Origin of the sequence: Holdemania massiliensis AP2 (genome assembly GCF_000327285.1) — a bacterium.
GTDB lineage: Bacteria > Bacillota_I > Bacilli_A > Erysipelotrichales > Erysipelotrichaceae > Holdemania > Holdemania massiliensis.
In genome coordinates this window covers 55,429-78,694 of record NZ_HE998571.1, presented here as the reverse complement: position 1 = coordinate 78,694, position 23,266 = coordinate 55,429, and the positions used below count along the sequence as shown (strand labels likewise).

The window sequence follows — 23,266 nt, the reverse complement described above, 5'->3', positions numbered from 1 at the left end:
AGGCAAACATGAACAACAAATTTGTGAAGGTCGGTCTTGCGGGCTTATTAGCAGCAAGCTTGGCTGCTTGCTCAAATCAGGCTGCTCAGCAGACCCCATCCACAGCACCGGAAGCAGGGAACTCTGGTGTCTATGAGGTAAAGGGTACAGGCTACGGCGGCGAGATGAACTTAAAAGTCACAATCGCTGATCAGAAGATTACGGATATTGAGCTGGTTGACAGCCATGAAACCAATGTCGTTATCGATCGTGCTTTCCCGGTAATGAAGGAAAGAATCTTAGAAGCCAATTCACCGGTCGTTGACAATGTCAGCGCCGCAACATTCTCATCCTTCGGCGTGAAGAGCGCGGTTGCGGATGCGATGAAGCAGGCTGGCATGGATGTGGAAGAAATCACCATGACCACGCAGGGACCGGAAAAACCAGCATCTCAGCGTGAAGCTGAAACCTGCGATATCGTGATTGTCGGCGGCGGGCCTGCGGGCTTGGCGGCAGCGATCGGTGCGAAGCAGACCAATGCGAATGCCAACGTCATCGTCGTTGAAAAGCTGGATATCTTAAGCGGTAACGGTAAGTTTGATATGAACTTCTTCGATATTATCAATACTGAAGCTCAGAAGAAGGCTGGCAATGAAGAATGGACAGTCAATCAGGTTGAAAATTTCATCGAAAGCAAGAAGGACACCGGCGAATCCGCAGAACGGATTGAAGTGTGGGCCAACGAAGAAAACGAATTGGATGCCTGGTTAAGAGCGATGGGTGTTGAACTGAACTATAACTATGGCGGAACCAACCACATGGCAGAAGACAACCAGTATTCGGGTGAAGTTATCCAGGCCGGTTTGGAAAAGCAGGCTAAGGAACTGGGCGTCGATATCCGCACCGGCACGAAGGGCGAAGAACTGATCCTGGACGGCAAGGACGTCACAGGCGTCAAGGTCACGAACAATGACAATGAAAGCTATGACATTCAGGCTCAGGCGGTCATCATTGCGACGGGTGGTTTCTGCTCGAACAAGGAATTGTTAGCGGAATATGCTCCAGGTTATGAAATTATGAACACTTCCAACCAGATGGGAACAACTGGCGACTATGTTAAGATTTTTGAAGCTAACGGCTACAAGATGGAAAACATGGGCAAAATGAGCGTCTTTGCCAACATCATCGTTCCACGTCGGGATCTGACCGGCGGTGCGGATATGAATCTGTTGGTAAACAAAGAAGGCGAACTGTTGGCCAATGCTTCTGGACTGGATCGCGCAAAGATGATTCAGAGCCAGACCGATGGCGCGGCTTACTACATTACTGATAAGACAGGCTATGATTCCTTCTATCGTATCCGTAAGCATGTCGGCTTAGGTTATTATGCAGAAGGCAAGACGCTGGATGAACTGGCAGCCGCGCTGAGCATTGATGCAGCGGGTCTGAAAGCCAGTGTTGAACAGTACAATGCAGATGCTGAAGCCGGCGCTGAAAATCCTGTTCTGGGCAAAGTTCCTTCCCGTGCATTGGATGCCGAAGGCCCATTCTACGGCGTTCGTGTTGAAGCAGCCAACCATATGACTAAGGGCGGCGTTGCGGCTAACGAAAAAGCTCAGGTTCTGTTTGAAGACGGAAGCGTCGTCAACGGCCTGTATGCAGCCGGTGAAGTTACTTCGCAGACAGGCGGCTATTCACAGTCGGTTGTCTTCGGTAAGGTCGCGGGTGAAAACGCTGCGGCAGCTCTGAAATAAATCAAAACTGGAGAAGGAGCGTTCTGCTCCTTTTTTTTTGGAGTAAAGTTGAAAAAATGCTTATTTTACGAATTGATAGGTTGGAAAAATGTCATTTTTTAACTAAAAGTGATTTCCGTAAATGTCAATGGCCAGCGATGATAGGATTACTAATCTTTCGCTCTTTACTGAATTAAGGGTAAAATTCTGTAATAGTAAAATTTGGGATCGAAGAAGCCTTTTTCAGATATATTTTCAGCGATTCCTTACTTGCCGTTGAGTTAAAAAACATTGCCTCTGCTCCGGTTGGATATTTGAAAACAATGTATCCTACGAATTTTAAGGTTTCTTCGAATGTATAATTTTACAGACGCATTCAAGGACTCCTTGCGATAAGGTTTTTATTGACTGATCTGCTGGGAATGAAAATCCACAGCTGATGATACCTTGAAAACCAAACAGGAGATGGAAGAATCACGGACATGTAGCGCTGAGTGCAGAACTGACAGCCAGATTGACAAACTGGAATCGGATTCTTATAATGAAATAAAGAAATGACCGAAATGGCCTTTTGAGCGTACTCAATCAAGCCGGTCGCTTTCAGGATTCTGATTTCCGCTTTTGCGTACAAAAGCATTGAAGGAATCAGGCAAATCCAGAGAGGATCGGTTTTTTCTTTGGAAAAGGAAGTGTAATCATGAATTTAATGCTGAGACCGCTGACACCGCAAAACCGAAAAGCCTTACTTGCGCTGCGGGTGGCCAAACGACAGGAAAATTTTATTGAGTCAGTGGAACAATGTTTAACAGAAGCCAAGGCGGATGAGCGTTGGCAGCCGATCGGAATTTACGATGGAGATCAGCCGGTTGGGTTTGCGATGACAGGTTTTTTTGAGAAAGAGTATCCGACTCCGCTGCCGCCTCGGAAACTGAAGGAAGGTCTGACCTTTTGTCCCCAGCCTGGCCGCGTGTGGCTCGATCGTTTTTTGATCGACGCTCAGGTTCAGGGCCGGGGATATGGCAAAGCCGCGCTGGATTTACTGCTTAGAAAACTTCAGGCACAATATCCGGGCAGGGAAATCTATCTCAGTGTCTATCCTGAGAATACCGCAGCCATTCGCCTCTATCAGAAATTTGGATTTCAGTTTATAGAGAAAAAGGATATCCATGGAGAAACAGTAATGGTCTGTTATCCGCAATGAGCCGCTAAAGCCCTGGAAATTTAGGCTTGCCAGTGAAGCGCAGGGCAGGTTAAAATGAAGTCATGAACATTGCTTATTGTGAAGATGAGAAAATACAGAAGGAGATTCTGGAAGAACTCCTGTGCCGGTGGGGCAAAGTCAATCTGGTCTGGTATGAAAGTGCCGAACAGATGCTTTTTGAGTGCGATGGACGCTATCCATTCGATCTGATCATTCTGGATATCCAGATGCGGAATCAAAACGGAATGGAGCTGGCTCGGCAGATCCGGAGAGCCGATCCGCAGGTTCCGCTTTTGTTTTTGACCGCAACTAAAGAATACGTGTTCGAAGGATATGAGGTCAACGCTCTGCGCTATCTGATCAAACCGATCCAGCCATCGCAGCTCTTTGCGATCCTCGGTGAAATCCAGGCTTCCACCAAACGGTCAATCTTGCTCAATGGAAACCGGATTGATCTGAATGTCCTGGTCTATGTCGAAGCAGAAGCCCATTACTGCCATCTGGTTTTTGAAGATCACCGGCAAAAAGAGAAAATCGGCATTCGCGAATTAAAAACAATGCTGGATGATTCGTTTGTCATGATCCATCGTTCCTATCTGGTCAATATTGCCAAAGTTGATCAAATTCGTCGTGAAGAACTGTCAGCAGGCTCATTCACGCTGCCAGTAGCCCGATCCCAGCTAAAAACTGTCAGTGAAGCCTTTATCGAATACAATAAAGGAATCAGTCTATGATTGTGACGAATATGATCGAGTGCTTGCCGGGGATCGCCCTGATCGTGCTTTTGTGGCTGCGGTTTCAGCGTAAAAGTCTGATTCTGGATCTGGCAGTGCTGATCGGCGGAGCCTTGAGTTATGGACTGACCCGATCCTTTCTGCCGTTTTTCATCCTGACCTATCTGCTTTGTCTGATCCTAGAGCAGCAGCGCAGTCAGAGCCGTCCGCTCATTTTGGCAGTCATGGGACTGAGCATGATCTTCTTTGTTTTCTATGGGGTGCTGACCGACCAGCTTTTGCTTTTTCTGGGTCTTAGTCTTCTGCTTTATGGCGTAGGCAGTGCCAATCAGCGCTTTCTGCGGCGCAGCTATGAGGAACGGATGATGGAGTATCAGAACAAGATTCTCGTTCAGCAGATGGAAGAAGTCAATAACATTTATCAGATCATGCGCGGATGGCGGCATGATTATCACAATCACCTGCAGAACCTGAAAGCTCAGCTGCGGATGAATCAGATTCCTGAGGCTCAGGCTTATTTGAATGAGTTGGAACAGGATCTGGATGATATTTATGAACTGGTGGACAGCGGCAATCTGAACGTCGACGCCATCCTGAATTCCAAGCTTTCGATGGCGCTGAAAAAAGATATCGCTTTGGACTATAAAGCGACTGTGCCGCCGAAGCTGAAGGTGACCGATCTGGATTTGTGCGTCATTCTCGGCAATCTGATCGACAATGCGATGGAAGCCTGCGAAACGGTAGAATCCGGTCGTTTCATCCGTTTGTATATCGGTGTGTTCAAGCAGCAGCTTTACATTTCCCTCAGCAATGCCACTTCGGAAGTCGTACGCAAGCTGGATGAGGAATACATTACCCAGAAGCGCGGCAATCATGGTCATGGGCTGAAGCGCATCAATTTGGAAGTGGAGAAATACGGCGGGTATATCAACCGTAAAAATGAGCCAGGCATCTTTGTGACCGAAATCATGCTTCCGCTGTGACACGATTCGTGCATGAAAATCAACATTTCATGCACTTTTTTGTTCGTTGGCGAAGTTGTACTCTATAATCAAAATACCGAAATATCAAAGAGGGGGAGTCCTGAATGAAATACAGCGTCCGCAGTTCATATCATCTTGTTTATTCCAGGATGTGGAAATATGACCGGAAAATGATCGTTTATGGGATTGCCGAGGTGATTTTTTCCGCAGTAACACCGTTAATGGGGGTGCTGATGCCTTCGCTGATCATCGCCTGTCTGGAACAAAACGCCGGCGTTTCTGTCTTGGCCGCGGTCTGTCTTGGCTCATTTCTGATTTATGGTGTGATTCATGGAATTCAGGCCTTTCTGGAAAATCGTTCAGCGATGCAGTTTATCCTTTACCGCCTGAAAAACTTTTGGGAAGAACTTTTTCACAGCACGCTGACCCGCGATTATCAGAAGGTAGAAAGTCATGAAACCCAGACGCTGATGACCAAAGCGACCGAATCCCTGAGCAGCAACGATCATGGTTTGGAAGGATTCTGCCATCACAACATCAAGCTTGCGGTGAACATTGCGGGCCTGGTTCTCTATTCGCTGATCATCGGAGTCACCAACATCCAGCTGATCTGTCTTTTACTCGGCTTGTCCGTCATTCAGTATTTTGTTTATTTCTATGCCCGGAAAAAAGAAGAAGCGACCCTGGAAGAATCCAGTCAGATCATCCGTTCGACGTGGTACCTGCGCAAAGAAACCTATGATGTTGCCGCGGGCAAGGATATCCGGCTTTATGGTCTGCGGCCTTGGCTGGCAGACTACTACCGAAAGCTGAACCATCGATTGGAAACGATCTACGGGCAGGTTCGCAAAGCTTACTTCAGCTATGACTTAGCCGGGGTCATCATTCAGGTGATCCGAGATCTGGCAGCGTACAGCTGGCTGATATTCAGTCTGATGCAGGGAATGAGCATCGCTCAGTTTGTCTTCTTGTTAGGTATTATCGGCGGGTTTTCCACATGGTTTTCCACAATCAGCGAAATGCTGGCGTTGATCAGCAACGATCTGATGCGGTTTAGTTTCTACCGTGAATACATTGATTCCGGAAAATCAACGATTTCCCCGGAAGAGGTAAAAGATTCCGCGGCGACGTTGGCGTTCACGTTTGATCATGTTTCGTTCCGGTATGATCAGAAAGGGGAACCCGTCCTCGATGATTTCTGCCTTGAAATTCCTGCGGGTCAGAAGGTGGCGCTGGTCGGCATCAACGGTGCTGGCAAGACGACTCTGGTCAAGCTGTTATGCGGACTTTATACTCCCGACAGCGGACAGATTCGGCTGAATGGTCAGCCGCTTACCGAAAGAAATCGGGAAAGCTTTCAGGATCAGCTGGCCGTGGTCTTTCAGGATGCCATGGTTATGTCCGTGACGATTGCGGAAAATGTCTCCGGCAAGCCGTTGGACAAAACCGATCGGGAAAAAGTGTTCTTCGCGCTGAAACAGGCTAATTTATGGGATAAGATCAAAACCCTACCGAATCAGGAACTCACATTTATCGGCAAAGATTTGGATGAGAGCGGAATTCAGCTTTCCGGCGGGGAAGTTCAGCGCCTGATCCTGGCCCGGGCATTATATAAGGAAGCGAAGATGCTGATCCTGGATGAGCCGACGGCGGCGCTGGATGCCATCGCGGAAAATGAAATGTATCGAATGTACGGCGGTCTGGTCGAAAATCATACCTCGCTGTTTATCTCTCACCGCCTGTCTTCCACCCAGTTCTGCGACCGCATTCTGTTTCTGGAAAACGGCCGAATTGTGGAAGACGGCACGCATGAAGAACTGATGCGGCAAAAGGGACAATATGCGGCTATGTTTGAAGTGCAGAGTCATTATTATCAGGAAGGAGAGGATGAGTATGCGTTTGAAGGAAGCCTGGCAGGAAACCTGTAAGTTTATCCGCATGATGCAGGCAAGCGAACCCCATTTAATTCTCTATCTCTTTTTAACCGCTTTGATAACGGCGTCAGTGCCGTTCATCACGCTCTATTTCTCAGCCCGGATTCTCAATCTGTTGATGATCAGTCAGTTTGAGCCGGCGATGAACAATGTATTTTGGATGATCGGCCTCAGTGGTTTGCTTACACTGATCAGTAAGGCTTTAAATCAGCGGTTTATCAAAATCCGTGATATTTCGGAATATAAGATCCGTCAGCGTGTCATTGAAAAGTCATATCAGATCGAATACGAGGATCTGGAAAAGACCGAGACCCTGGATGAGATCCGCAAGGCGGACCAGGGCAGCAACGGCGGAGGCGGTACCGGCGAGCAGCTGCGCGATCTGCTTCAATTTCTGACCATGTTTTTTTCGATGCTGTTCTCCCTGCTTTTTGTCGCTCTTCTGTTAGTTCAGATCTTTCTGTCCGCCCAGGATAAAACCCTGCCGTTACTCAGTTTGGGGGCGCTGCTGCTTGTCTACAGCGCGGTGATTGGGATCGGTTCGCGGCTCAGTGCCAAGTCCGGCCAACTGCTTCAAAAGATGAAACGGGACAACGTGCATAACAATGCGATTTCCAACTATGTCGGCAATCTGGGCATGAGCATTAATCATGGCAAAGACATCCGGCTGTTTCAAATGCAGGAACTCATTCTTCAGTTGTTTGAAAAGACACTGATCGGTGCCCGGTTCTATATGGACTGGGGCACGACCAATGGCAGGATCAATGGCTTCATTCTGTTTCTGACCCAGCTGGCTTCCGGCATGACGTATCTGGTCATTGGGATCATCGCGATGCAGGGAACGATCGGCATCGGTGAAGTCATGTTGTATGCCAATGCCATTCTGCGTTTTACCACGTCGCTGGTGACTTTGGCGTCCAGCTACAACAACCTTGCTTATCGTTATGAGTACCTCAACAGTTATGAAGCGTTCATTCAGCGGCCGAATCTGGGCTACGAAGGCACGCTGCCGATCGAGAAGCGGGATGATCATGAATACCATCTGACCTTTGATCATGTTTCCTATTGTTATCCAGGCCAAAAGGTGTACGCTTTAAAAGACGTCAGCTTTGATCTGGAAATGAAAAAACACTTTGCGGTAGTGGGACGCAACGGCGCCGGCAAAACAACGTTCATCAAGCTGATGTGCCGGCTGGCTGAACCGACGAGCGGGCGGATTCTGTTAAACGGCATTGATATCCGCAAGTATGATATTGAGGAATACATGCAGATTTTCTCGGTTGTGTTCCAGGATTTTAAATTGATGGAAATGCCGCTGGGAGAGAACCTGGCTTCCGGCAGTCAGGTCGATGAGAAACGGGCATGTCAGGTTCTGGAGGAAGTAGGTCTAGGTCCGCGTCTACAGAAGATGAAGCAGGGCTTAAAAACCCAGCTGGGCAAAGAAAATGGCGACGGCGAACTGCTGAGCGGTGGGGAAGCGCAGAAAGCAGCGATTGCCCGGGCTTTATATAAGGATGCCCCGATCGTCATTTTGGATGAACCAACGGCGGCCTTGGATCCGATCTCGGAAGCGGAAATCTATGAGAATTTCAGCGAACTGGTCAAAGATAAGACGTCGATCTTCATTTCTCACCGGATGAGCAGCTGCAAGTTTTGTGATGAAATCATTGTGTTTGATCAAGGGCAGATTATTCAGCGGGGAACCCATGATCAGCTGGCCGCTCAGCCAGGTTTGTATCAGGAGTTATGGGAAGCTCAGGCACAGTATTACCGCCGTCCTGCGCTCAAGCTGATCTGAGGCAGTTTCAGTTCTGAAAAGTATCAATGGAGATTGAAAGTAGGGAATAAATCCTTCTTTCAGTCTTTTTCTTTTTTATACCAAACAATTAGAAATCGTGCAAAAAAGGGCAGGAAGCCAGCGAAGAAGTCCGGCAGATTGATTGTACTTTGGCCGCAGTAAGGTTACAATAAAATTAAGAAAGAAGGGTTATCATGAAGATTGGGATTGGCTATCTGCAAAGCATGAATGCAGATATGGAGGATCGGGATGTCTTGAATCGGAACTATCTGGAAGAACTGTCCCGGCGCTGCGGACACACGTTAGAAATTGTTCAGCCGGAAGCATTAAAAGAGGAAGCCATGACAGTGGTGTTTGTCGGCGGAGGCGGTACGGAAGGGCGCTTTCTGAAGCTGGAGCCGTATTTAAAAGAGCCAATTTTCCTTTTGACCTCTGGCGAAAACAACTCGCTGGCCGCATCGATGGAAATTCTGTCCTACCTGCGTCAGAAAGGCGTACAGGCGGAAATTCTGCATGGCGATCTGGACGATATGGCTGCGCGTTTAAGCGATCTGGTTCAGGTGTTCAAGGTTGAAAAGGAACTGCAGGGACTGCGTTTAGGCAGTGTCGGCGATCCGTCAGACTGGCTGATTTCCAGCCATGTCGATGCCGACCAAGTCCGTGAGAAGACCGGGATTGAGCTGGTTTCCATTTCGATGGAGGAGTTCTTTGCGGAAATCGAGAAACATCAGGTGGAAGAAAACGAATATACCCGCCTGCTGCGCAGCCAAGCTTGGCCGCAGGCGGAAATGCAGAAATCGTTGGAAATCTACGGTGCGCTCAAGCGCCTCTGTCAGAAATATCAGCTCAACGGCGTGACTGTGCGCTGCTTCGACCTGTTGGGCCCGGTGAAGAGTACCGGCTGTCTGGCGCTGGCGATTTTGAATGCCGAAGGAATCTACGGCGGCTGCGAAGGCGATATGCCGTCCTTGACCGCTATGACGCTGATCGGCAAACTGACAGATCAGCCGGTCTTTATGTGCAATCCTTCGCGGATTCTCTCGCAGCCGAAACAGATCATTTTCGCTCACTGCACCTTGCCGTTAACGATGCCGAGTGCTTTCCGGTTAATGACGCATTTTGAGTCGGATTTGGGCGTTGCGCTGGCCGGTCATTTGCGTGAGGGCGAAGCCACGGTGTTCAAATGTTCGGCGCTGATGGACCGCTACTTTGTTCAGGACGGTGAAATTGTTGAAAATCTGAACGAAAAACATCTGTGCCGCACGCAGATTCGCGTCTCATTGCCGCAGGGGTTGGAAACGCTGCTGAAAGAGCCGATTGGCAACCATCATCTGATTGTGCTGGGACACTACGCTTCACGCGTTCAGGAATTCTTCCGTTTCCATCATTAAAAAACCAGAATTAACCAGTCAATATTTTGGAAGTCGTAAGCAAAATTTAAGACATTCCTTAATAATATCCTTTATAATAAAGAGAGAAACGAGGTGCAGGAAATGAAAAAAACAATTGCAGCAGCTTTGGTTCTGATCTTGTTGATCAGCGGTTGTCAGAACAAGGAGAAGCCGCAGCCGACAGATGACGGCATGCTTCCGGCACCCCAGCAGCAAGTGATCAACAATGAACTGTCCGGAACGGACTTAGCGTCAGCCAAGCTGCAGATCACCCAAACCGCGCCGATTCGCATCGCGTCTGAAATCGTTCGGTTATCGATCAGTGAAGAAACCCTGGAGGGCTGCACAATGGAGGCCTGCGAAGAAGCCAAAAAAGCTGGACTGAAAGGAACGGTCATCTTGGCCGGAACCAAAATCAATCCGGGTTTGTCAATCTTCCAGTTGTTCACAGAGGAAGCGATGAAGTCTTATTCGCTGACCACAAGCCAGGGCAGCTGGAATGCGGAACAGCTGAAAGAACATCAAATCTGGACCAACGGCATCGTATCTTTGGTCAATATGAACAACCTGATCGGACGAACGGAAGGTGAAGATCAGCGGACGATTGCCGATCAGATGTCACGGTGGGTCTATGATGAAATGGCAGCGGTCGGGGAAGTGCTGCAGGACTATCGCGTACCGTCAGCGGATTTATTCACCGATCTCGATGCCAAAAGCAAGCAGATTGAAAACCTCAAGGTCACCGTGGCTTACTTGAAGCAAACATCCTTCCCGTCAGGGATTGAACGCACGTTTCAGACTGTGGACGGACTGACATTAAACGGCGACGGCTATGTCGTTTCACTGAGCTTCAACAAAAAAGGAAAAGAGACGGTATCGCTGCCGGTCTTCCTGGTTCAGCAGTACAACAAGGCGACGCTGAAACCCGAAAGCTATTTTAATCTTCAGGATCAGACGATCTTAATTTCCAAGCTGCCAAGCGAGGCTGTTCTGGAAGAAACGCCGGAGCGCAAAGTCGTGGATCTTGCCCCTTCCTTCTATGAAGGACAGGATTTGGCAGAACGTTTTGCCGCTGCGGTCGGCAGTAAGGAAAAGAAAAAAGATTATGCCTGGGCCAAAGATGTCGTAGCGCAAATGAGAACCCAGCTGGTTGAATTTTATGAAAATCAGATCGGGAAATAAGTGGAAGTTAAGAAAAGCTTAAAAAGGAACACATACGGAATAACAAGAAAAAGAGAAGTCTGCATGAACTGATTACGGTTCAAAGGGCTTCTCTTTACTTTTAGGTTCTTTCAAGAATCGCGTTGGTGAAAGAAAACCTGAAATCTGAAAGCAGCGGTTTAGATATCGATCCCTAGCCAGGCTTTAATGACCAGTCCGACCAGGAAAGAAATGACAGCAACGGATCCGGAGATCGTAAACATCTCCAGGAAGCGCTGTTTGAAATTGTAGTTCTTGGCAACTGAAATATAATAATTGAACACGAGAATGATCAACGTCACGGTGATCAGCAAGGCGATCAATGCTGGAATGTAGGCTTCCGCCGGAAGCAATAAATAAGGCAGGCTCATCAAAGCCACCGTGATCAGATACATCACGCCGGTATACAGACACGATTTCACGGCCTGCGGATCATTATCACTTTTTGCGGAAAGATAGGCCGAAGCCGTCATCGACAAGGTTGCGGAAACCCCTGTGATTAAACCGGACAAAGCCACCAGACGATTATCCTGCAAAGCGAAGGTCAGACCCGCCAAGGTTCCGGTCAGTTCGACTAACGCGTCATTCATGCCCAAAACCATTGAACCGACAAACTGCAGGCGCTCTTCATCGAGCATCACCAGCAAAGCCTGTTCATGACGTTCCTCATCCTCAGCGATTTTTTCAGCCTCAGGAATTTCCTGAATTAAGCGGGTGTATGCCTTATCGGCTTTATCCTCACCATTTTCCATCAGCTTTAAGGCAAAGGTATAACCAAAGATTTTGGCAAGCAGACTATACCAGAAAACTTTGCCCTTGTTGGGTTTTGGCTGCAGACCGGTATATTTGCCCCACAGTTTCCCATGCGAAGCTTCTTCCTGTGCAATTTGAAGCAGAATGTCGCGGTCCTTTTCCGATTTAACAGCTTCTGCGATTTTCTGATAAATATGATATTCGTCAATTTCGTTCTGCTGCATCCGAATCAGGGTTTTCAATGCAGCGCCAGAGCATTCATTCATCTGTTTTTTACCCCCTATTTCTATCTTTCATATTACACTATTTAATTCAAGAATTCAAAATGGATCGGTGAAGAAATGAGGATCTGGGAGATAAAATCGGATAAAAACAAAATGTCTGCAGGCAGACCAGCGTCAATCTGCTTGTAGGCTGCAGCGGAAAGATTGGACTTTACTGAATGGGAGCCTGATCGATGAAATTCAGCGGCAAGTCCTCCAGAATCTGTTTCGCGATTTCCAGACGGCTGAAATCCTGCAGCACCAGCGGGGCATGGGCATCCCATCCGTAGCATACCGGGCATTGCATCTGAGCCGCAATTTCCCAGAACGGACGGAACGGATAGGCATAACTGCTTATCTGCTGCGAGGGTGAAACGGAGCGGATTTGATAATTGTGTTTACCGTAATGGACACCGTTTAAATTGATTTCCAAAGGAATCTGCCTTTTGATGCTGACGGCGCAGATCCGTCGGGCGGCTTCTGCACAGGCCGGCGTAAAGGTGCGGCGGCCCAACATGAAATAGTCAGGATGCGCGATCATTGCGAACCATCCAGTTGCCGCCGCTTTTTCAATTTGGGCTGCATAAAACAAGACATCTTCATCATTGTTGTAGGCATCGTAATCATAGACAAGCTCATAAACGGGATTTGTTTCAATGGCTTTGAAATGCTGGCCGAGAATCAAATAGTCAACTTCACCGTGCAGCTGTTCGAGCAAGGCCTGCTGATCATCCAGATATTCCGCTTCATAGCCAAAGCGCAGCTGGATTAAATCCTGATATTTTATTTTTAGCGCCTGCATGGCGTCCGTGTATTCCTGACGCTGATCCCAGAACATTCGGCAGGTTGGCAGATGCAGCTGAGGATAGGGCATGTGATCACTGAAACCAAGTAGCTCAAAGCCCGCTTCTATGGCGCTGAGCACCATCTGATCATCCGTTCCGCTGGCATGACCGCAGCGGAAGGTGTGAGTGTGTAGATTAAATTTCTGCATGAGATTTTCTCCTTTTACCAATACGGCATCGGTTAATTTCAGTGTAATAGACATTCACTTAAAAAACAACAGAGAATTTCCGTTGTTTCGTTTCTTTGTTTTAGGAGGGGAAACGGAATCCTCAGGATGCTGGACATGATGAAATGCAGCAGTATCCAGGCAAGAAGGGGCTGAAGAAAGGGGAAATGGGAAAAAGGAATATCGCTGGAAAGGAAAAGAGGTCAGGATAAACAAAGCTGAACTTGGTCTTTTCGGCTTATTTTGGTTAAAGACAGAGCTATTTTTCTATGATACAATAGCTGGGAAAAAGGGGATTTTGTAAAAATGAAAGAAAGAGAAAATTTATCTTCCCGTCTGGGATTTATTTTAATATCGGCCGGCTGTGCGGTCGGTCTGGGCAACGTCTGGCGTTTTCCGTTCATTACCGGTCAGTATGGCGGAGGAGCCTTCGTTCTTATTTATTTGTTTTTTTAATCTTGCTGGGGCTGCCGATTATGGTCATGGAGTTTTCCGTGGGCCGGGCTTCGCGCAAATCCGCATCTCAGTCGTTTGATGTATTGCAGCCTAAAGGGACGTACTGGCATTGGTTTAAGGGCATGGCCGTCAGCGGCAATTACATTTTGATGATGTTTTACACGGTAGTCGGCGGCTGGATGATGAACTATGTTTTTAAAATGAGTTCAGGCGGATTAACGGGTTTGAGTGCGGCTGAGGTCAGCGGTGTTTTTGATGGAATGCTGAAATCCCCTGCTCAGCAGGTTGGCTATATGGTGCTGGCTGTGCTCTTGGGATTTCTGGTCTGCCGGTTAGGTTTAAAAAATGGCGTGGAACGGGTATCCAAAGTGATGATGTCTTGTCTGTTTCTGATTATGCTTGTGCTGTGTGTGCGTTCACTGACGCTGCCGAATGCGATGGAAGGTCTCAAATTCTATTTGATTCCTGACTTTAACCGAATTCTGGAAGCCGGGATCAGCAACGTTATCTTTGCGGCAATGAGTCAGGCGTTTTTTACTTTATCCATCGGCATGGGATCATTGGCGATCTTCGGCAGTTACATTGGGAAAGAACGCAGTCTTTTTGGTGAAAGCCTGAATATCATGGCCCTGGATACCCTAGTGGCGCTGCTTTCCGGTTTAATTATTTTTCCAGCCGCCGCTGCTTACAACATTCCGGTCGATTCCGGTCCGGGTTTAGTCTTCATCACGCTGCCGAATATTTTCAATTCCATGCCTGGAGGTCAGATCTGGGGTACCTTGTTCTTTATCTTTCTGTCGTTTGCCGCGCTGACGACAATCATTGCGGTCTTTGAAAACATTGTGGCGTTTGCGATGGATTTCGGCATGTCACGAAAGAAGTCTGTACTTATGAATATCCTTCTGCTTCTGGTTTTATCTCTGCCATGCGCGTTGGGCTTTAACCTTTGGAGCGCTGTTCAGCCCTTGGGGGCAGGCAGCACCATCCAGGATTTAGAAGACTTCATTGTATCCAGCAACATTCTGCCGTTAGGATCCTTAATTTATCTGATGTTTTGTACCCGTCAATGCGGCTGGGGCTGGGATCATTTTATTGAGGAAGCCAACGCCGGAAAAGGCCTGCGGTTCCCGGCCAAAATTCGCGGATATCTGCGCTGGGGTCTGCCGTGCATTGTCGTGTTTATTTTCTTCCAAGGATATTATGCCAAGTTTACGGGTTTTGCACAGTTCTGGCTGCCGCTGATCATTGTGGTCTGTGTCATGATGTTTCCGCTCAGTGCTTGGCTGAGTCAGCGTCGTTCACGATAAAAAAGAAAAACCTCATTCTGTCTAAAGGGCTGAAAAGCTTTTAAAGAGAATGAGTTTTTTTTAATGAACAGGTTTTTCCACAAAAAGGGATTCTAAGCCAATCAATAATCAATTTAAAAAATTTGATCTTTCGAAATATAGATCAGAAGTTGCATGTATTTATACTTTCCTGGATTAGGGAAGATGCAATCTGAGCTTTCAGGCTGTTTAGCTGGTCTGATCGTATACCGATATACTTCAAAATAAGCTCATCAGGAACGTGATCTTTAAGCATGGCCTGAGCATTTTGAAGCTGATTAAGCTGGATCCCTTCTTTTATACCAACTTGAATTCCTTCATGAATCCCCTCTTGAATCCCATCATATTTGATCTGGGCTTTATCTCGCAAATCACGTTCATGGGCAAAGGCCGCATTTTGGGCAGCCAGCGTGAACTTATTGAATCTCATCTGTTTCTGTTCCTTTTATTGTAGCCGCTGCAGAACTGTCTGGACTTGGGATATCGTAAGAAGCTTCACTTTCCTGGATTAAGGAAGATGCAATCTGAGCTTTCAGACTGTTTAGCTGGTCTGATCGTATACCGATATACTTCAAAATAAGCTCATCAGGAACGTGATCTTTGAGCATGGCCTGAGCATTTTGAAGCTGATTAAGCTGGATCCCTTCTTTTATACCAACTTGAATTCCTTCCTGAATCCCATCATATTTGATCTGAGCTTTATCTCGTAAGTCGCGTTCATGGGCAAAGGCCGCATTTTGGGCAGCCAGCGTGAAACTATTGACTCTCATCGGGTTCTGTTCCTTCTGTTGTATTCACTGCAGGACTGTCTGGACTTGAGATATCGTAAGAAGCTTCACTTTCCTGGATTAAGGAAGATGCAATCTGAGCTTTCAGGCTGTTTAGCTGGTCTGATCGTATACCGATATACTTCAAAATAAGCTCATCAGGAACGTGATCTTTGAGCATGGCCTGAGCATTTTGAAGCTGATTAAGCTGGATCCCTTCTTGAATCCCTTCTTGAATCCCATCATATTTGATCTGAGCTTTATCTCGTAAATCACGTTCATGGGCAAAGGCCGCATTGCGGATGGCGGGATCGGAACTAATAACTTTCATCACTTCGACTACCTCCTTAAATATGTCGTTACGCTGTATGATTTCCGCAACAATTGGATCGCTGATTTCTTCGTCATACTTTTCAAAGAACCAGCACCACTTTTCAAATCCGTCTAACTCCTGATAACTGTGATTCATCTGAATTATTTTCTTTAACTCAATGATATAAATGGTTATCAAATTTGTCAAGACGTCATGTTCATCCTTTTCCTGAAGTTGGTAAACATGGATCGCCTTGTCAGGCTGATCAGCCTTTGGCGGAAAGGGAAAATCAAGAAAGAAGACTTGGCTGACGGGAACTAATTCGGAATAGGCCGCCCCTTTGTTTGCGGGCTGTGTCAGCAACATCGCCGCGTAATATGCGGAACGGTTACAGATGTTCATTTCGCTGGCATAGCCCTGCATTTCGTAATTGATTAATCGCATAGGGATAGTCTGTACACTGATATCCAAACGTACATCTTTCCCGCTGGATGAGGGTGAAAGTTTTTCGGTGGGACTGAGGGACAGCGCTTCAAAATGAGTTTTCATCAATTCCTCCGAGATGTTTTTGAGAAATTTCTGACCTAAAGCAGGAAAATAGGTTAACAGCGTTTTAAAGACAAAATCGTTGGTACAACGAAGCTTGGGCGGATGTTGGATCTCTTCTTGGATTACCGGCATAAAATCCCTCCTCCTCTTACCTATTGCGGAAAAATCAAAAAAGCCCCGCAAAAACTCTGAAATAAGTCTATTTTTCATCTTTTTATCACATTTCCAACGAATCCTTTCACAAGCAGAAAAAAAGAAAGCAAAATTCAGGAGTTTCCCGATCGCTTTCTACTCTGTCATTTTCACGTGCTCTGCGTTATTGTTGATGAGCCAGTTCCATTCGGCGGGCTTTTCCCTTGATCATGATTTCTCCCTTATTTATAAGAGCTTCGGAATCAGCCTGAATTAAGGTGACAAAAGTAACCCGTTCCTGGACTTCAATTGTACCAATCTGTTCCGCGGAAAAGCCCAGGCTGCAAAATGCACCGACGATATCGCCAGGCCGCAGTTTGTGCTGACGGCCGGCGCGGATGAGAAGGGTCGTCTTGTTCTGTTTCAATGCCGCCGCTTTTTCCGGCTGAGCCTGCGTTTTCGTTTTCCAATGAGCTAAGCCGGAATGATCGTCAAACAAATCTATTTCCAAAGTTTCACTGTTCACCGCCATGGTCTGCAAAAAGGCCGAGTAACGTGTCTGTTGTCCCGAGGTCAGAAGGACTGCGGAAGTACCAGGCTGATCAATCCGTCCGCAGCGCCCGCAGCGATGGATAAACGATTCTAAACTCAGCGGCAGATCCCAGTGGATGATCAGCGACAGGCCATCAATATCCAAGCCCCGGGCAGCGACATCGGTTGCGCATAAGATTCGCAGCTGACCCTGACGGAATTGTCTGAGTACGGCAAACCGCTGGTCCTGTTCCATCCCACCGTGCATCGCTTCGGCGCACAATCCGCGTTTTTTAAGCTGATCGGCCACTTCCTGCGCACTGCTTTGACGTTCGCAGAAGACAATGGCCGAGGGAGCTTGAAATCGGGATAACAGGTTCAGCAGGCCTGTCATTTTTTCTGATTCCTGAACCGTCAGGGAGGTCAGATGAACATTCTGGTTGGTTTGGCGGGGCGAGTCGATCTGAATCATCAGCGGATCATGAACCGTGATTTCCGCCAGCTGCAGAATTTCGGGACTCAGCGTCGCCGAAAACAGACAGGTCTGAATGGGGGAAGGCAGCTGTTTCAGAATCTGATGAACCGTTTCCGTCAATCCCAGCGAGAACATCTGATCAGCTTCATCCAGAACGATCATCCTTAAAGCGGAAAGATCCAGAGTTCCCTGCTCAATATGATCCCAGATTCGGCCAGGTGTGCCGCAGATAATCTGAACACGCTGTTTCAGCTGAAACTTCTGACTTTTCATCGGCTGACGGCCAACCAGGCGGACACAGGTCAATCTGCGAAACAAACTGAAATTTTGAATTTCCTGGGTGATCTGATCTGCTAATTCGCGGGTTGGCGCAAGGATCAAAGCCTGCGGCTGACGCTCCTCAAAATGACAAAGCTGGCAAACGGGCAGGGCAAAAGCCGCGGTTTTTCCGGATCCAGTCTGGGCCTGAACCAGGCAATCCTTTCCTTCCAGAAAGGCGGGGATCACATGTTGCTGAACAGGCGTGGGCTGGGTGTAATGCAGCGCTTCTATGGCTTGGCGCAGATCCTCTTCCAGCAAATCAAAAGCTGAGTTGAATTTCATGATAAAACCTCCTGTTGGGTTTCTATTATATAAGGATAAATAAAAGCATCCGGGTCTCAGCATACCAGCAGAAGCAGAAAAACACAAGGATTATATCCAAAGCGAGATTGTCATTGGATCGTAAAAATTCTTCAATCTTCTCTATGGTACAATAAGAAAACAAACAGAAACTGAAGAATGAAGTTCAATAAGACTTTAAATTTCACGGAACGCGGCTGTTGAAATCCTGTATCACCATTATAAAAAGGATGGAGAGACGAAGCAAAGCGATTAAAGAGGAGATGGAAGCATGAACACACGATGGGAAAATGAGCTGTACCGGCTTGGCAGCTGGCTGCTTATCGATATGGCAATCGCGTTAGGCTATTGGCAAATGGGAGGCTGGAAAAATTTTACCCATGAGCTTTTCAATGGATCTTGGATTATTCCAGGCAGTGCTTCTTTGATCGCAATCACACTGGGGATGATGATCATCGGTGTTTATCTGCGCCTTCTTTGTGATGAACCCGTGCGCCTTTTCCGCTTTGTCATAGGTCTCATTGTCTTGATGCTTCTGCTGCGTTTGATGGAACTGGAAACCCTGAGCTGGATATTTCTAATGATCGGCAGTTTTGTGCCGCAGTTTTTCCTATCGCTGCTTCCGATTGGCGATTTAGTTCGAGGACTGATGCCCATCCTGATCCTCTTCTCCGTGATTTTCCAGATCGTTTTGACTGGCTTTTATTTGTGGAAAAGCAAGGAGATCCGTTGGGGATTGATGGCAGTCAAGCTGGCGTTCTTCACCTTGTTTCTGCTTACCTGTCTGTATCCGGATACGCTTGTAAACGTCGGGATCTGTTTCCTGGATTGGATCAATGGCTTTTGGTTTGCTGAATTTGCGCTTGTTCACTGGGGACATTTTTAATCAGAGCGGGAAGTGGGAACAAGGAAAATCAAATGCGATATTCCCGTTCATTTTTTAGGCTGTGACCATGATACAATAAAAGCGGGGTGATCGCGATGAAGGACGGTTGGTTTACGATCAAGGAAGTCTCTGATTTATTTGATAATACGCGCGGAGCGATCCGTTTTTATGAAGAAAAAGGTCTGATCCATCCGCGGCGGGATGAACATGGCTTCCGCTGGTACAGTATTGATGATATTTTTCAGCTGTTTTATCTGAAACGCTATGCGTCGATGTCTTTTTCTTTAGATGAAACTTTGCATACCTTCATCAAGGAAGCGCATTTAACCTTGCCGGAAATTCAGGAACAAATCTGTAAGCGGGAAGCAGAACTGGATGATCAAATTGAACGCTTAATGCAGCAGCGAAAAAGTTTGCAGAACTATCGCAGATTGCTTTTGGAATGCCAAAATCCTCTTCTGCGCTATGAGGCCTGTCCCGATTATGTAAGTCTCTGCGCCGAAGCTTTTAACTCAATGAGTGAAGCAGATCTGCGGTTATTAAAATCGTGGATCGCCGCAATGCCTTTGACAAGTGTGCATGGCGATCTGATCGAGGATGAAACCGGTCTGCATTTTGTTTCCAGCTTGGGCATTCCGGAAGTCTATGCTGAGAGGATGGGCTTAGGATCACATCCAAGGATGCGTCGCTTGCCCCGCTCTTTGGCAGCCGTACGCTGTGTCCGTTGTGAATGGGAAAGGATGCCGGATCAGCTGATCGAACAGGCGCTGGCCTTGCGCAAAGAAGTGGAAGAAACAGGGAAAACCGTGCACTCCTTTGTCAGCACCAGCCTGATTCTTGTTCATACCGTGGAAGGAAAAACCATCGAATACCATAAATGTTATGTTCCGGTGCAGGATTGATAAAATAATCACTTGCCTGTACAGTACCTGTATACCCTACAATAACCTCAGAAATGAGGAGGAATATTTCTATGGAACTATCAAGAAGAGCCTTTTTAAAAAGCTCCCTGGCGGCGGCCGGGGTAAGTGCTCTGGGGTTGTTGAGCGGCTGCAGTACGGATCAGCCTTCAGCGCAGACAACCCCTCTAACGCAGCCGGATGATGCCTCTCAGACATCCTCTCTGGATGCGCCTTATGCGGCGCTGGATGCCAGTGCGATCACGGAAAAAACGGTCGACTTCGTCGTTGTTGGAGCCGGGCCTGCGGGCTTGTGCGCCGCGGTCAGAGCCGCGGAGAACGGCGTTTCTGTCGCGGTGATTGAGAAAACCGGGGCAACCGGCGGCTGCGCAAAATTCGGCATGGGGATCTTAGCGATCGGCACCGAGCTGCAGAAAGCGCAGGGGGATGTGCTCAATCTGGATGAAATGTATAACATGTTCACTGAGTATACGCATTACCGCACTGACTGCGTGCTGATGCGGCGCTACTTTGAAGAATCCAAAGAGACACTGGAATGGATTGAAGGCATGGGCGTTGAATTTGAGGAAGCCGCGCGCTACTTTGAAAAATCCTATCCAACCTGGCATATCGTTAAATCTGAGGAAGGCGTGATCGGCGGCGGACAAGCCAAAACGATGACCGATCATCTGGAAGCTCGGGCCCGGGAGCTGGGCGTTGAATTCTACATGGAAACTTCCGCCTGCCGCTTAGAAACCGAAGCGGGACAAGTCAAGGGCGTTTGTGCTTACAATGCAGATCAAACGCAGGGCTACCATTTCCAATGCCATGCGGCCTTGATCGCCACTGGCGGCTTTGGCAACAATCCGGAGTGGGTAAAAGAACAGTTCCATCTCAGCCTGAATGAAGATTTCTTCGGGATGCGGTTTCCGGGCCATGAAGGCGACGGCATTCAAATGGCTTGGGATGCCGGCGTGAAGGAATCAGCGATGATCGAGGAGATGATTTTCGATATTTTCCGGCCGAATTCTTCCGGTTCATATACCAATGACATCAAGCTGATTATGCAGCAGCCCAATTTGATGGTGAACCAGCAGGGACAGCGGTTCTTTAACGAAGAACAGGTTCAGAATACGACGTATACCGGCAATTCCTTATGCAATCAGACCGGCAATACAGGTTTCATGATTCTCGATGAGGCAATTAAGCAGAGCTATGTCGAAGCTAACCATGTCGATTTCACCAGCCGTGTTTGGAATACCGATGATTTCACTCAGTTTGACGCGAATTTCAAAACGATGGAAGAATCCGGATATATCGCGATCATCAAAGCTGATTCGTTAGACGAGCTGGCTGCGAAGATGGGCATTGACGCCGCAGGTCTGACAGCCACGGTGGAAAGCTACAATCAGCTGTGTGCTCAAGGCTATGATCCACTGGGAAAGAGTGCGGCTTATCTCAAACCGATCACCACGGCGCCGTTCTATGCCGCTCAGTATTATCCATCGAGTTATGGAACCCTGGGTGGAATCAAGGTTAATTCAAACCTGGAAGTGCTGGATCAGAACGATCAGGTCATCGCGGGTCTGTATTCCGCCGGAACGGATTCCTGCACAGTCTATGGCGACAGCTATATGTTTTTGCTTCCAGGCAACACGATGGGCTATTCCGTCAACACCGGAAAGTTTGTCGGAGAAGCCGTCAGCGAACTGCTGAAAAAATAGATTCAATCCCATCTCAGGCAGAACTGGAATCGAAGGGTTCCAGTTTTTGCTTTCTTTTCTCATCTAACAAAAAGGCAGAGAAAGGATGAAAACAAAACTATTGAATTAACAATGATTCTTAAAAAATGCTTAAAAGGATAGAAATGTTTTCCAAAAGATTGGAAAAATCCCTTGTTTTAAAGGGAGATTGAAGGATTTCACTAGGCAAATCAAAAAAATATGGTAAACTGTACCATGAACATTTCGGAGGTGAGAGTGTGCTGAACGATACGATAGCGGCGGTCTCTACCGCTTTGCAGGACGGGGCGATTTCGATCATTCGGATAAGCGGTCCGGAAAGTCTGATCCTTGCAGAAAAGCTGTTCAGCCGCAGCGTAGTGGACCAGCCGACGCATACCGTTCGGTATGGGTATATCCTGGATCCGATCAGCCGGGAAGCGGTGGATGAGGTGCTGCTGACGGTTTTCCGCGCGCCGAAAACCTTTACGTGCGAGGATGTCGTGGAAATCAGCTGCCATGGCGGCCGCTACATCACCCGAAGGATTCTGGCGCTGGTGCTGGCCGAAGGCGCTCGGCTGGCCGATCCCGGGGAGTTTACCCGCCGGGCTTTCCTCAACGGCCGCATCGATTTGACCCAAGCGGAAGCGGTGATGGATATGATCGACGCGGACTCTTCCCAGCAGGCACAGATGGCGATTCAGGGCATTCGCGGCAGCATCCGCCGTCTGATTGAACCGCTGAATGAAGCCCTGCTCAACATCATTGCTAATATTGAAGTGAATATCGATTATCCTGAATATGAAGATGCCCAGCAGCTGACCTGGGAAAGCGTTCTGCCGCAGGCCCGCCGGTGGCTGGGGCAGATGGATGAAATTCTGCAGCGCGCCGAAAGCGGACGAATTATGAAAAAAGGCGTAAAAACCGTCATTCTTGGCAAGCCGAATGTCGGCAAGTCGAGTCTGCTCAACGCCCTTTTGGAGGAAGACAAAGCGATCGTCACCGAGATTGCCGGAACGACCCGGGATCTGGTGGAAGGTGAAATCCATCTGCGCAATGTGACGCTGCATCTGATTGACACTGCCGGTATTCACAAAACGGATGACCGTGTGGAACAGATCGGCATTGAGCGGTCAATGAAAGCGCTGGAAGAAGCGGAACTGATTTTGATCGTGCTCGATGCCAGCCGGCCGCAGGATGATGAAGATCGCCGTCTGCTCGATCTGACCGAGGGCCGCAACCGCATTGTCGTCGTCAATAAAAAAGATCTGGCGCCGCAGTGTGAGGATCGTTCCGGAACAATTTCCATCTGTGCCGCGCAGAATCAAATTGAACCGCTGATCGGTGAGATCAATCAGCGTTACGAGCACCATCATGCGATGCTGGAACTGCCGTCGTTAGCCAATGAGCGGCAGATCGCTTTAGCTCGGCAGGCCCGTCATTCCATGGCTCAGGCCGTCAGTGCCCTGGAAGAGGGAGCGGAACTGGATCTGGTGACGATTGACCTGCAGGCAGCCTACATGGCATTAAAAGAAATCATCGGCGAAGCCAGTCGGGAAGACCTGCTGGATGCGCTGTTCTCCAAGTTTTGTTTAGGAAAGTGAGGGAAA

18 protein-coding genes and 1 pseudogene are annotated in these 23,266 nt (G+C 47.9%); 13 read left to right on the top strand and 6 right to left on the bottom strand.

Annotated elements, in window-relative coordinates:
- The first annotated feature begins 8 nt into the window (after positions 1-8).
- The 8 genes from BN162_RS16015 to BN162_RS15980 all read left to right on the top strand — a co-directional run bounded on the left by BN162_RS16015 (position 9) and on the right by BN162_RS15980 (position 10,935).
- On the top strand, positions 9-1,733 hold the full coding sequence (locus tag BN162_RS16015) for an FAD-binding protein (protein ID WP_020226141.1): 1,725 nt from the start codon (positions 9-11) through the stop codon (positions 1,731-1,733).
- A gap of 676 nt (positions 1,734-2,409) precedes the next feature.
- Positions 2,410-2,913, top strand: a complete 504-nt coding sequence (locus BN162_RS16010; RefSeq protein WP_020226140.1) for a GNAT family N-acetyltransferase — start codon at positions 2,410-2,412, stop codon at positions 2,911-2,913.
- Positions 2,914-2,975: 62 nt separating this feature from the next.
- Positions 2,976-3,647 (top strand): LytR/AlgR family response regulator transcription factor, encoded by a 672-nt coding sequence (locus BN162_RS16005; protein ID WP_020226139.1) that lies wholly within the window; start codon positions 2,976-2,978, stop codon positions 3,645-3,647.
- Positions 3,644-4,630 carry a sensor histidine kinase gene (locus BN162_RS16000; protein WP_020226138.1) on the top strand — a complete coding sequence of 329 codons (987 nt, stop codon included), beginning with the start codon at positions 3,644-3,646 and terminating at the stop codon, positions 4,628-4,630. Before BN162_RS16005 ends, BN162_RS16000 begins: the two co-directional genes overlap by 4 nt.
- A gap of 104 nt (positions 4,631-4,734) precedes the next feature.
- Positions 4,735-6,558, top strand: a complete 1,824-nt coding sequence (locus BN162_RS15995; protein WP_020226137.1) for an ABC transporter ATP-binding protein — start codon at positions 4,735-4,737, stop codon at positions 6,556-6,558.
- Positions 6,518-8,362: an ABC transporter ATP-binding protein gene (locus tag BN162_RS15990; RefSeq protein ID WP_167540030.1), complete on the top strand. Its 1,845-nt coding sequence runs from the start codon at positions 6,518-6,520 to the stop codon at positions 8,360-8,362. The genes BN162_RS15995 and BN162_RS15990 overlap by 41 nt, the downstream gene beginning before the upstream one ends.
- A gap of 194 nt (positions 8,363-8,556) precedes the next feature.
- Complete coding sequence (locus BN162_RS15985; protein WP_020226135.1) at positions 8,557-9,753, top strand: hypothetical protein; 1,197 nt, start codon at positions 8,557-8,559, stop codon at positions 9,751-9,753.
- A gap of 102 nt (positions 9,754-9,855) precedes the next feature.
- On the top strand, positions 9,856-10,935 hold the full coding sequence (locus BN162_RS15980) for a hypothetical protein (RefSeq protein WP_147612208.1): 1,080 nt from the start codon (positions 9,856-9,858) through the stop codon (positions 10,933-10,935).
- A gap of 158 nt (positions 10,936-11,093) precedes the next feature.
- On the opposite strand, the gene BN162_RS15975 is transcribed toward BN162_RS15980, so the two are convergent.
- Both BN162_RS15975 and BN162_RS15970 read right to left on the bottom strand, forming a co-directional pair.
- Entirely contained in the window at positions 11,094-11,972 is an 879-nt protein-coding gene (locus BN162_RS15975; protein WP_020226133.1) for a VIT1/CCC1 transporter family protein, read from the bottom strand.
- A gap of 169 nt (positions 11,973-12,141) precedes the next feature.
- Entirely contained in the window at positions 12,142-12,963 is an 822-nt protein-coding gene (locus tag BN162_RS15970; RefSeq protein ID WP_020226132.1) for a histidinol-phosphatase, read from the bottom strand.
- Positions 12,964-13,287: 324 nt separating this feature from the next.
- On the opposite strand from BN162_RS15970, the pseudogene BN162_RS15965 reads away from it, so the two are divergent.
- Positions 13,288-14,744: pseudogene (locus tag BN162_RS15965) on the top strand (sodium-dependent transporter).
- Positions 14,745-14,886: 142 nt separating this feature from the next.
- On the opposite strand, the gene BN162_RS15960 reads toward BN162_RS15965, so the two are convergent.
- The 4 genes from BN162_RS15960 to BN162_RS15945 form a co-directional block, all read right to left on the bottom strand.
- On the bottom strand, positions 14,887-15,192 hold the full coding sequence (locus BN162_RS15960; protein ID WP_020226129.1) for an RpnC/YadD family protein: 306 nt from the start codon (positions 15,190-15,192) through the stop codon (positions 14,887-14,889).
- Positions 15,179-15,532: a hypothetical protein gene (locus BN162_RS15955; RefSeq protein WP_020226128.1), complete on the bottom strand. Its 354-nt coding sequence runs from the start codon at positions 15,530-15,532 to the stop codon at positions 15,179-15,181. The genes BN162_RS15960 and BN162_RS15955 overlap by 14 nt, the downstream gene beginning before the upstream one ends.
- On the bottom strand, positions 15,519-16,523 hold the full coding sequence (locus tag BN162_RS15950; RefSeq protein WP_020226127.1) for an Rpn family recombination-promoting nuclease/putative transposase: 1,005 nt from the start codon (positions 16,521-16,523) through the stop codon (positions 15,519-15,521). Before BN162_RS15950 ends, BN162_RS15955 begins: the two co-directional genes overlap by 14 nt.
- Before the next feature lie 184 nt (positions 16,524-16,707).
- Entirely contained in the window at positions 16,708-18,132 is a 1,425-nt protein-coding gene (locus tag BN162_RS15945; protein ID WP_020226126.1) for a DEAD/DEAH box helicase, read from the bottom strand.
- Between the two features lie 289 nt (positions 18,133-18,421).
- Here BN162_RS15945 and BN162_RS15940 point away from each other — a divergent pair, with 289 nt between their 5' ends.
- From BN162_RS15940 to mnmE, 4 genes are all read left to right on the top strand, one after another.
- Positions 18,422-19,036, top strand: a complete 615-nt coding sequence (locus BN162_RS15940; RefSeq protein WP_020226125.1) for a hypothetical protein — start codon at positions 18,422-18,424, stop codon at positions 19,034-19,036.
- 95 nt (positions 19,037-19,131) lie between these two features.
- On the top strand, positions 19,132-19,938 hold the full coding sequence (locus tag BN162_RS15935) for a MerR family transcriptional regulator (protein WP_020226124.1): 807 nt from the start codon (positions 19,132-19,134) through the stop codon (positions 19,936-19,938).
- A 71-nt stretch (positions 19,939-20,009) separates the two neighbouring features.
- Positions 20,010-21,659 carry an FAD-dependent oxidoreductase gene (locus BN162_RS15930; RefSeq protein WP_020226123.1) on the top strand — a complete coding sequence of 550 codons (1,650 nt, stop codon included), beginning with the start codon at positions 20,010-20,012 and terminating at the stop codon, positions 21,657-21,659.
- Between the two features lie 257 nt (positions 21,660-21,916).
- Positions 21,917-23,260, top strand: coding sequence for a tRNA uridine-5-carboxymethylaminomethyl(34) synthesis GTPase MnmE (gene mnmE, locus BN162_RS15925; protein ID WP_020226122.1), 1,344 nt, complete (start codon positions 21,917-21,919; stop codon positions 23,258-23,260).
- Positions 23,261-23,266 lie beyond the last annotated feature (6 nt).

What these genes read in the sequence shown, in the direction of transcription:
- BN162_RS15980 (WP_147612208.1), top strand. Translation starts at nt 9,856, where the DNA reads ATGAAAAAAACAATTGCAGCAGCTTTGGTTCTGATCTTGTTGATCAGC.
- BN162_RS15985 (WP_020226135.1), top strand. Translation starts at nt 8,557, where the DNA reads ATGAAGATTGGGATTGGCTATCTGCAAAGCATGAATGCAGATATGGAG.
- BN162_RS15970 (WP_020226132.1), bottom strand. Translation starts at nt 12,963, where the DNA reads ATGCAGAAATTTAATCTACACACTCACACCTTCCGCTGCGGTCATGCC.
- BN162_RS16005 (WP_020226139.1), top strand. Translation starts at nt 2,976, where the DNA reads ATGAACATTGCTTATTGTGAAGATGAGAAAATACAGAAGGAGATTCTG.
- BN162_RS16010 (WP_020226140.1), top strand. Translation starts at nt 2,410, where the DNA reads ATGAATTTAATGCTGAGACCGCTGACACCGCAAAACCGAAAAGCCTTA.
- BN162_RS16000 (WP_020226138.1), top strand. Translation starts at nt 3,644, where the DNA reads ATGATTGTGACGAATATGATCGAGTGCTTGCCGGGGATCGCCCTGATC.
- BN162_RS15945 (WP_020226126.1), bottom strand. Translation starts at nt 18,132, where the DNA reads ATGAAATTCAACTCAGCTTTTGATTTGCTGGAAGAGGATCTGCGCCAA.
- BN162_RS15960 (WP_020226129.1), bottom strand. Translation starts at nt 15,192, where the DNA reads ATGAGATTCAATAAGTTCACGCTGGCTGCCCAAAATGCGGCCTTTGCC.
- BN162_RS15955 (WP_020226128.1), bottom strand. Translation starts at nt 15,532, where the DNA reads ATGAGAGTCAATAGTTTCACGCTGGCTGCCCAAAATGCGGCCTTTGCC.
- BN162_RS15995 (WP_020226137.1), top strand. Translation starts at nt 4,735, where the DNA reads ATGAAATACAGCGTCCGCAGTTCATATCATCTTGTTTATTCCAGGATG.
- BN162_RS15935 (WP_020226124.1), top strand. Translation starts at nt 19,132, where the DNA reads ATGAAGGACGGTTGGTTTACGATCAAGGAAGTCTCTGATTTATTTGAT.
- BN162_RS15930 (WP_020226123.1), top strand. Translation starts at nt 20,010, where the DNA reads ATGGAACTATCAAGAAGAGCCTTTTTAAAAAGCTCCCTGGCGGCGGCC.
- BN162_RS15940 (WP_020226125.1), top strand. Translation starts at nt 18,422, where the DNA reads ATGAACACACGATGGGAAAATGAGCTGTACCGGCTTGGCAGCTGGCTG.
- BN162_RS15950 (WP_020226127.1), bottom strand. Translation starts at nt 16,523, where the DNA reads ATGCCGGTAATCCAAGAAGAGATCCAACATCCGCCCAAGCTTCGTTGT.
- BN162_RS15975 (WP_020226133.1), bottom strand. Translation starts at nt 11,972, where the DNA reads ATGAATGAATGCTCTGGCGCTGCATTGAAAACCCTGATTCGGATGCAG.
- BN162_RS15990 (WP_167540030.1), top strand. Translation starts at nt 6,518, where the DNA reads ATGAGTATGCGTTTGAAGGAAGCCTGGCAGGAAACCTGTAAGTTTATC.
- BN162_RS16015 (WP_020226141.1), top strand. Translation starts at nt 9, where the DNA reads ATGAACAACAAATTTGTGAAGGTCGGTCTTGCGGGCTTATTAGCAGCA.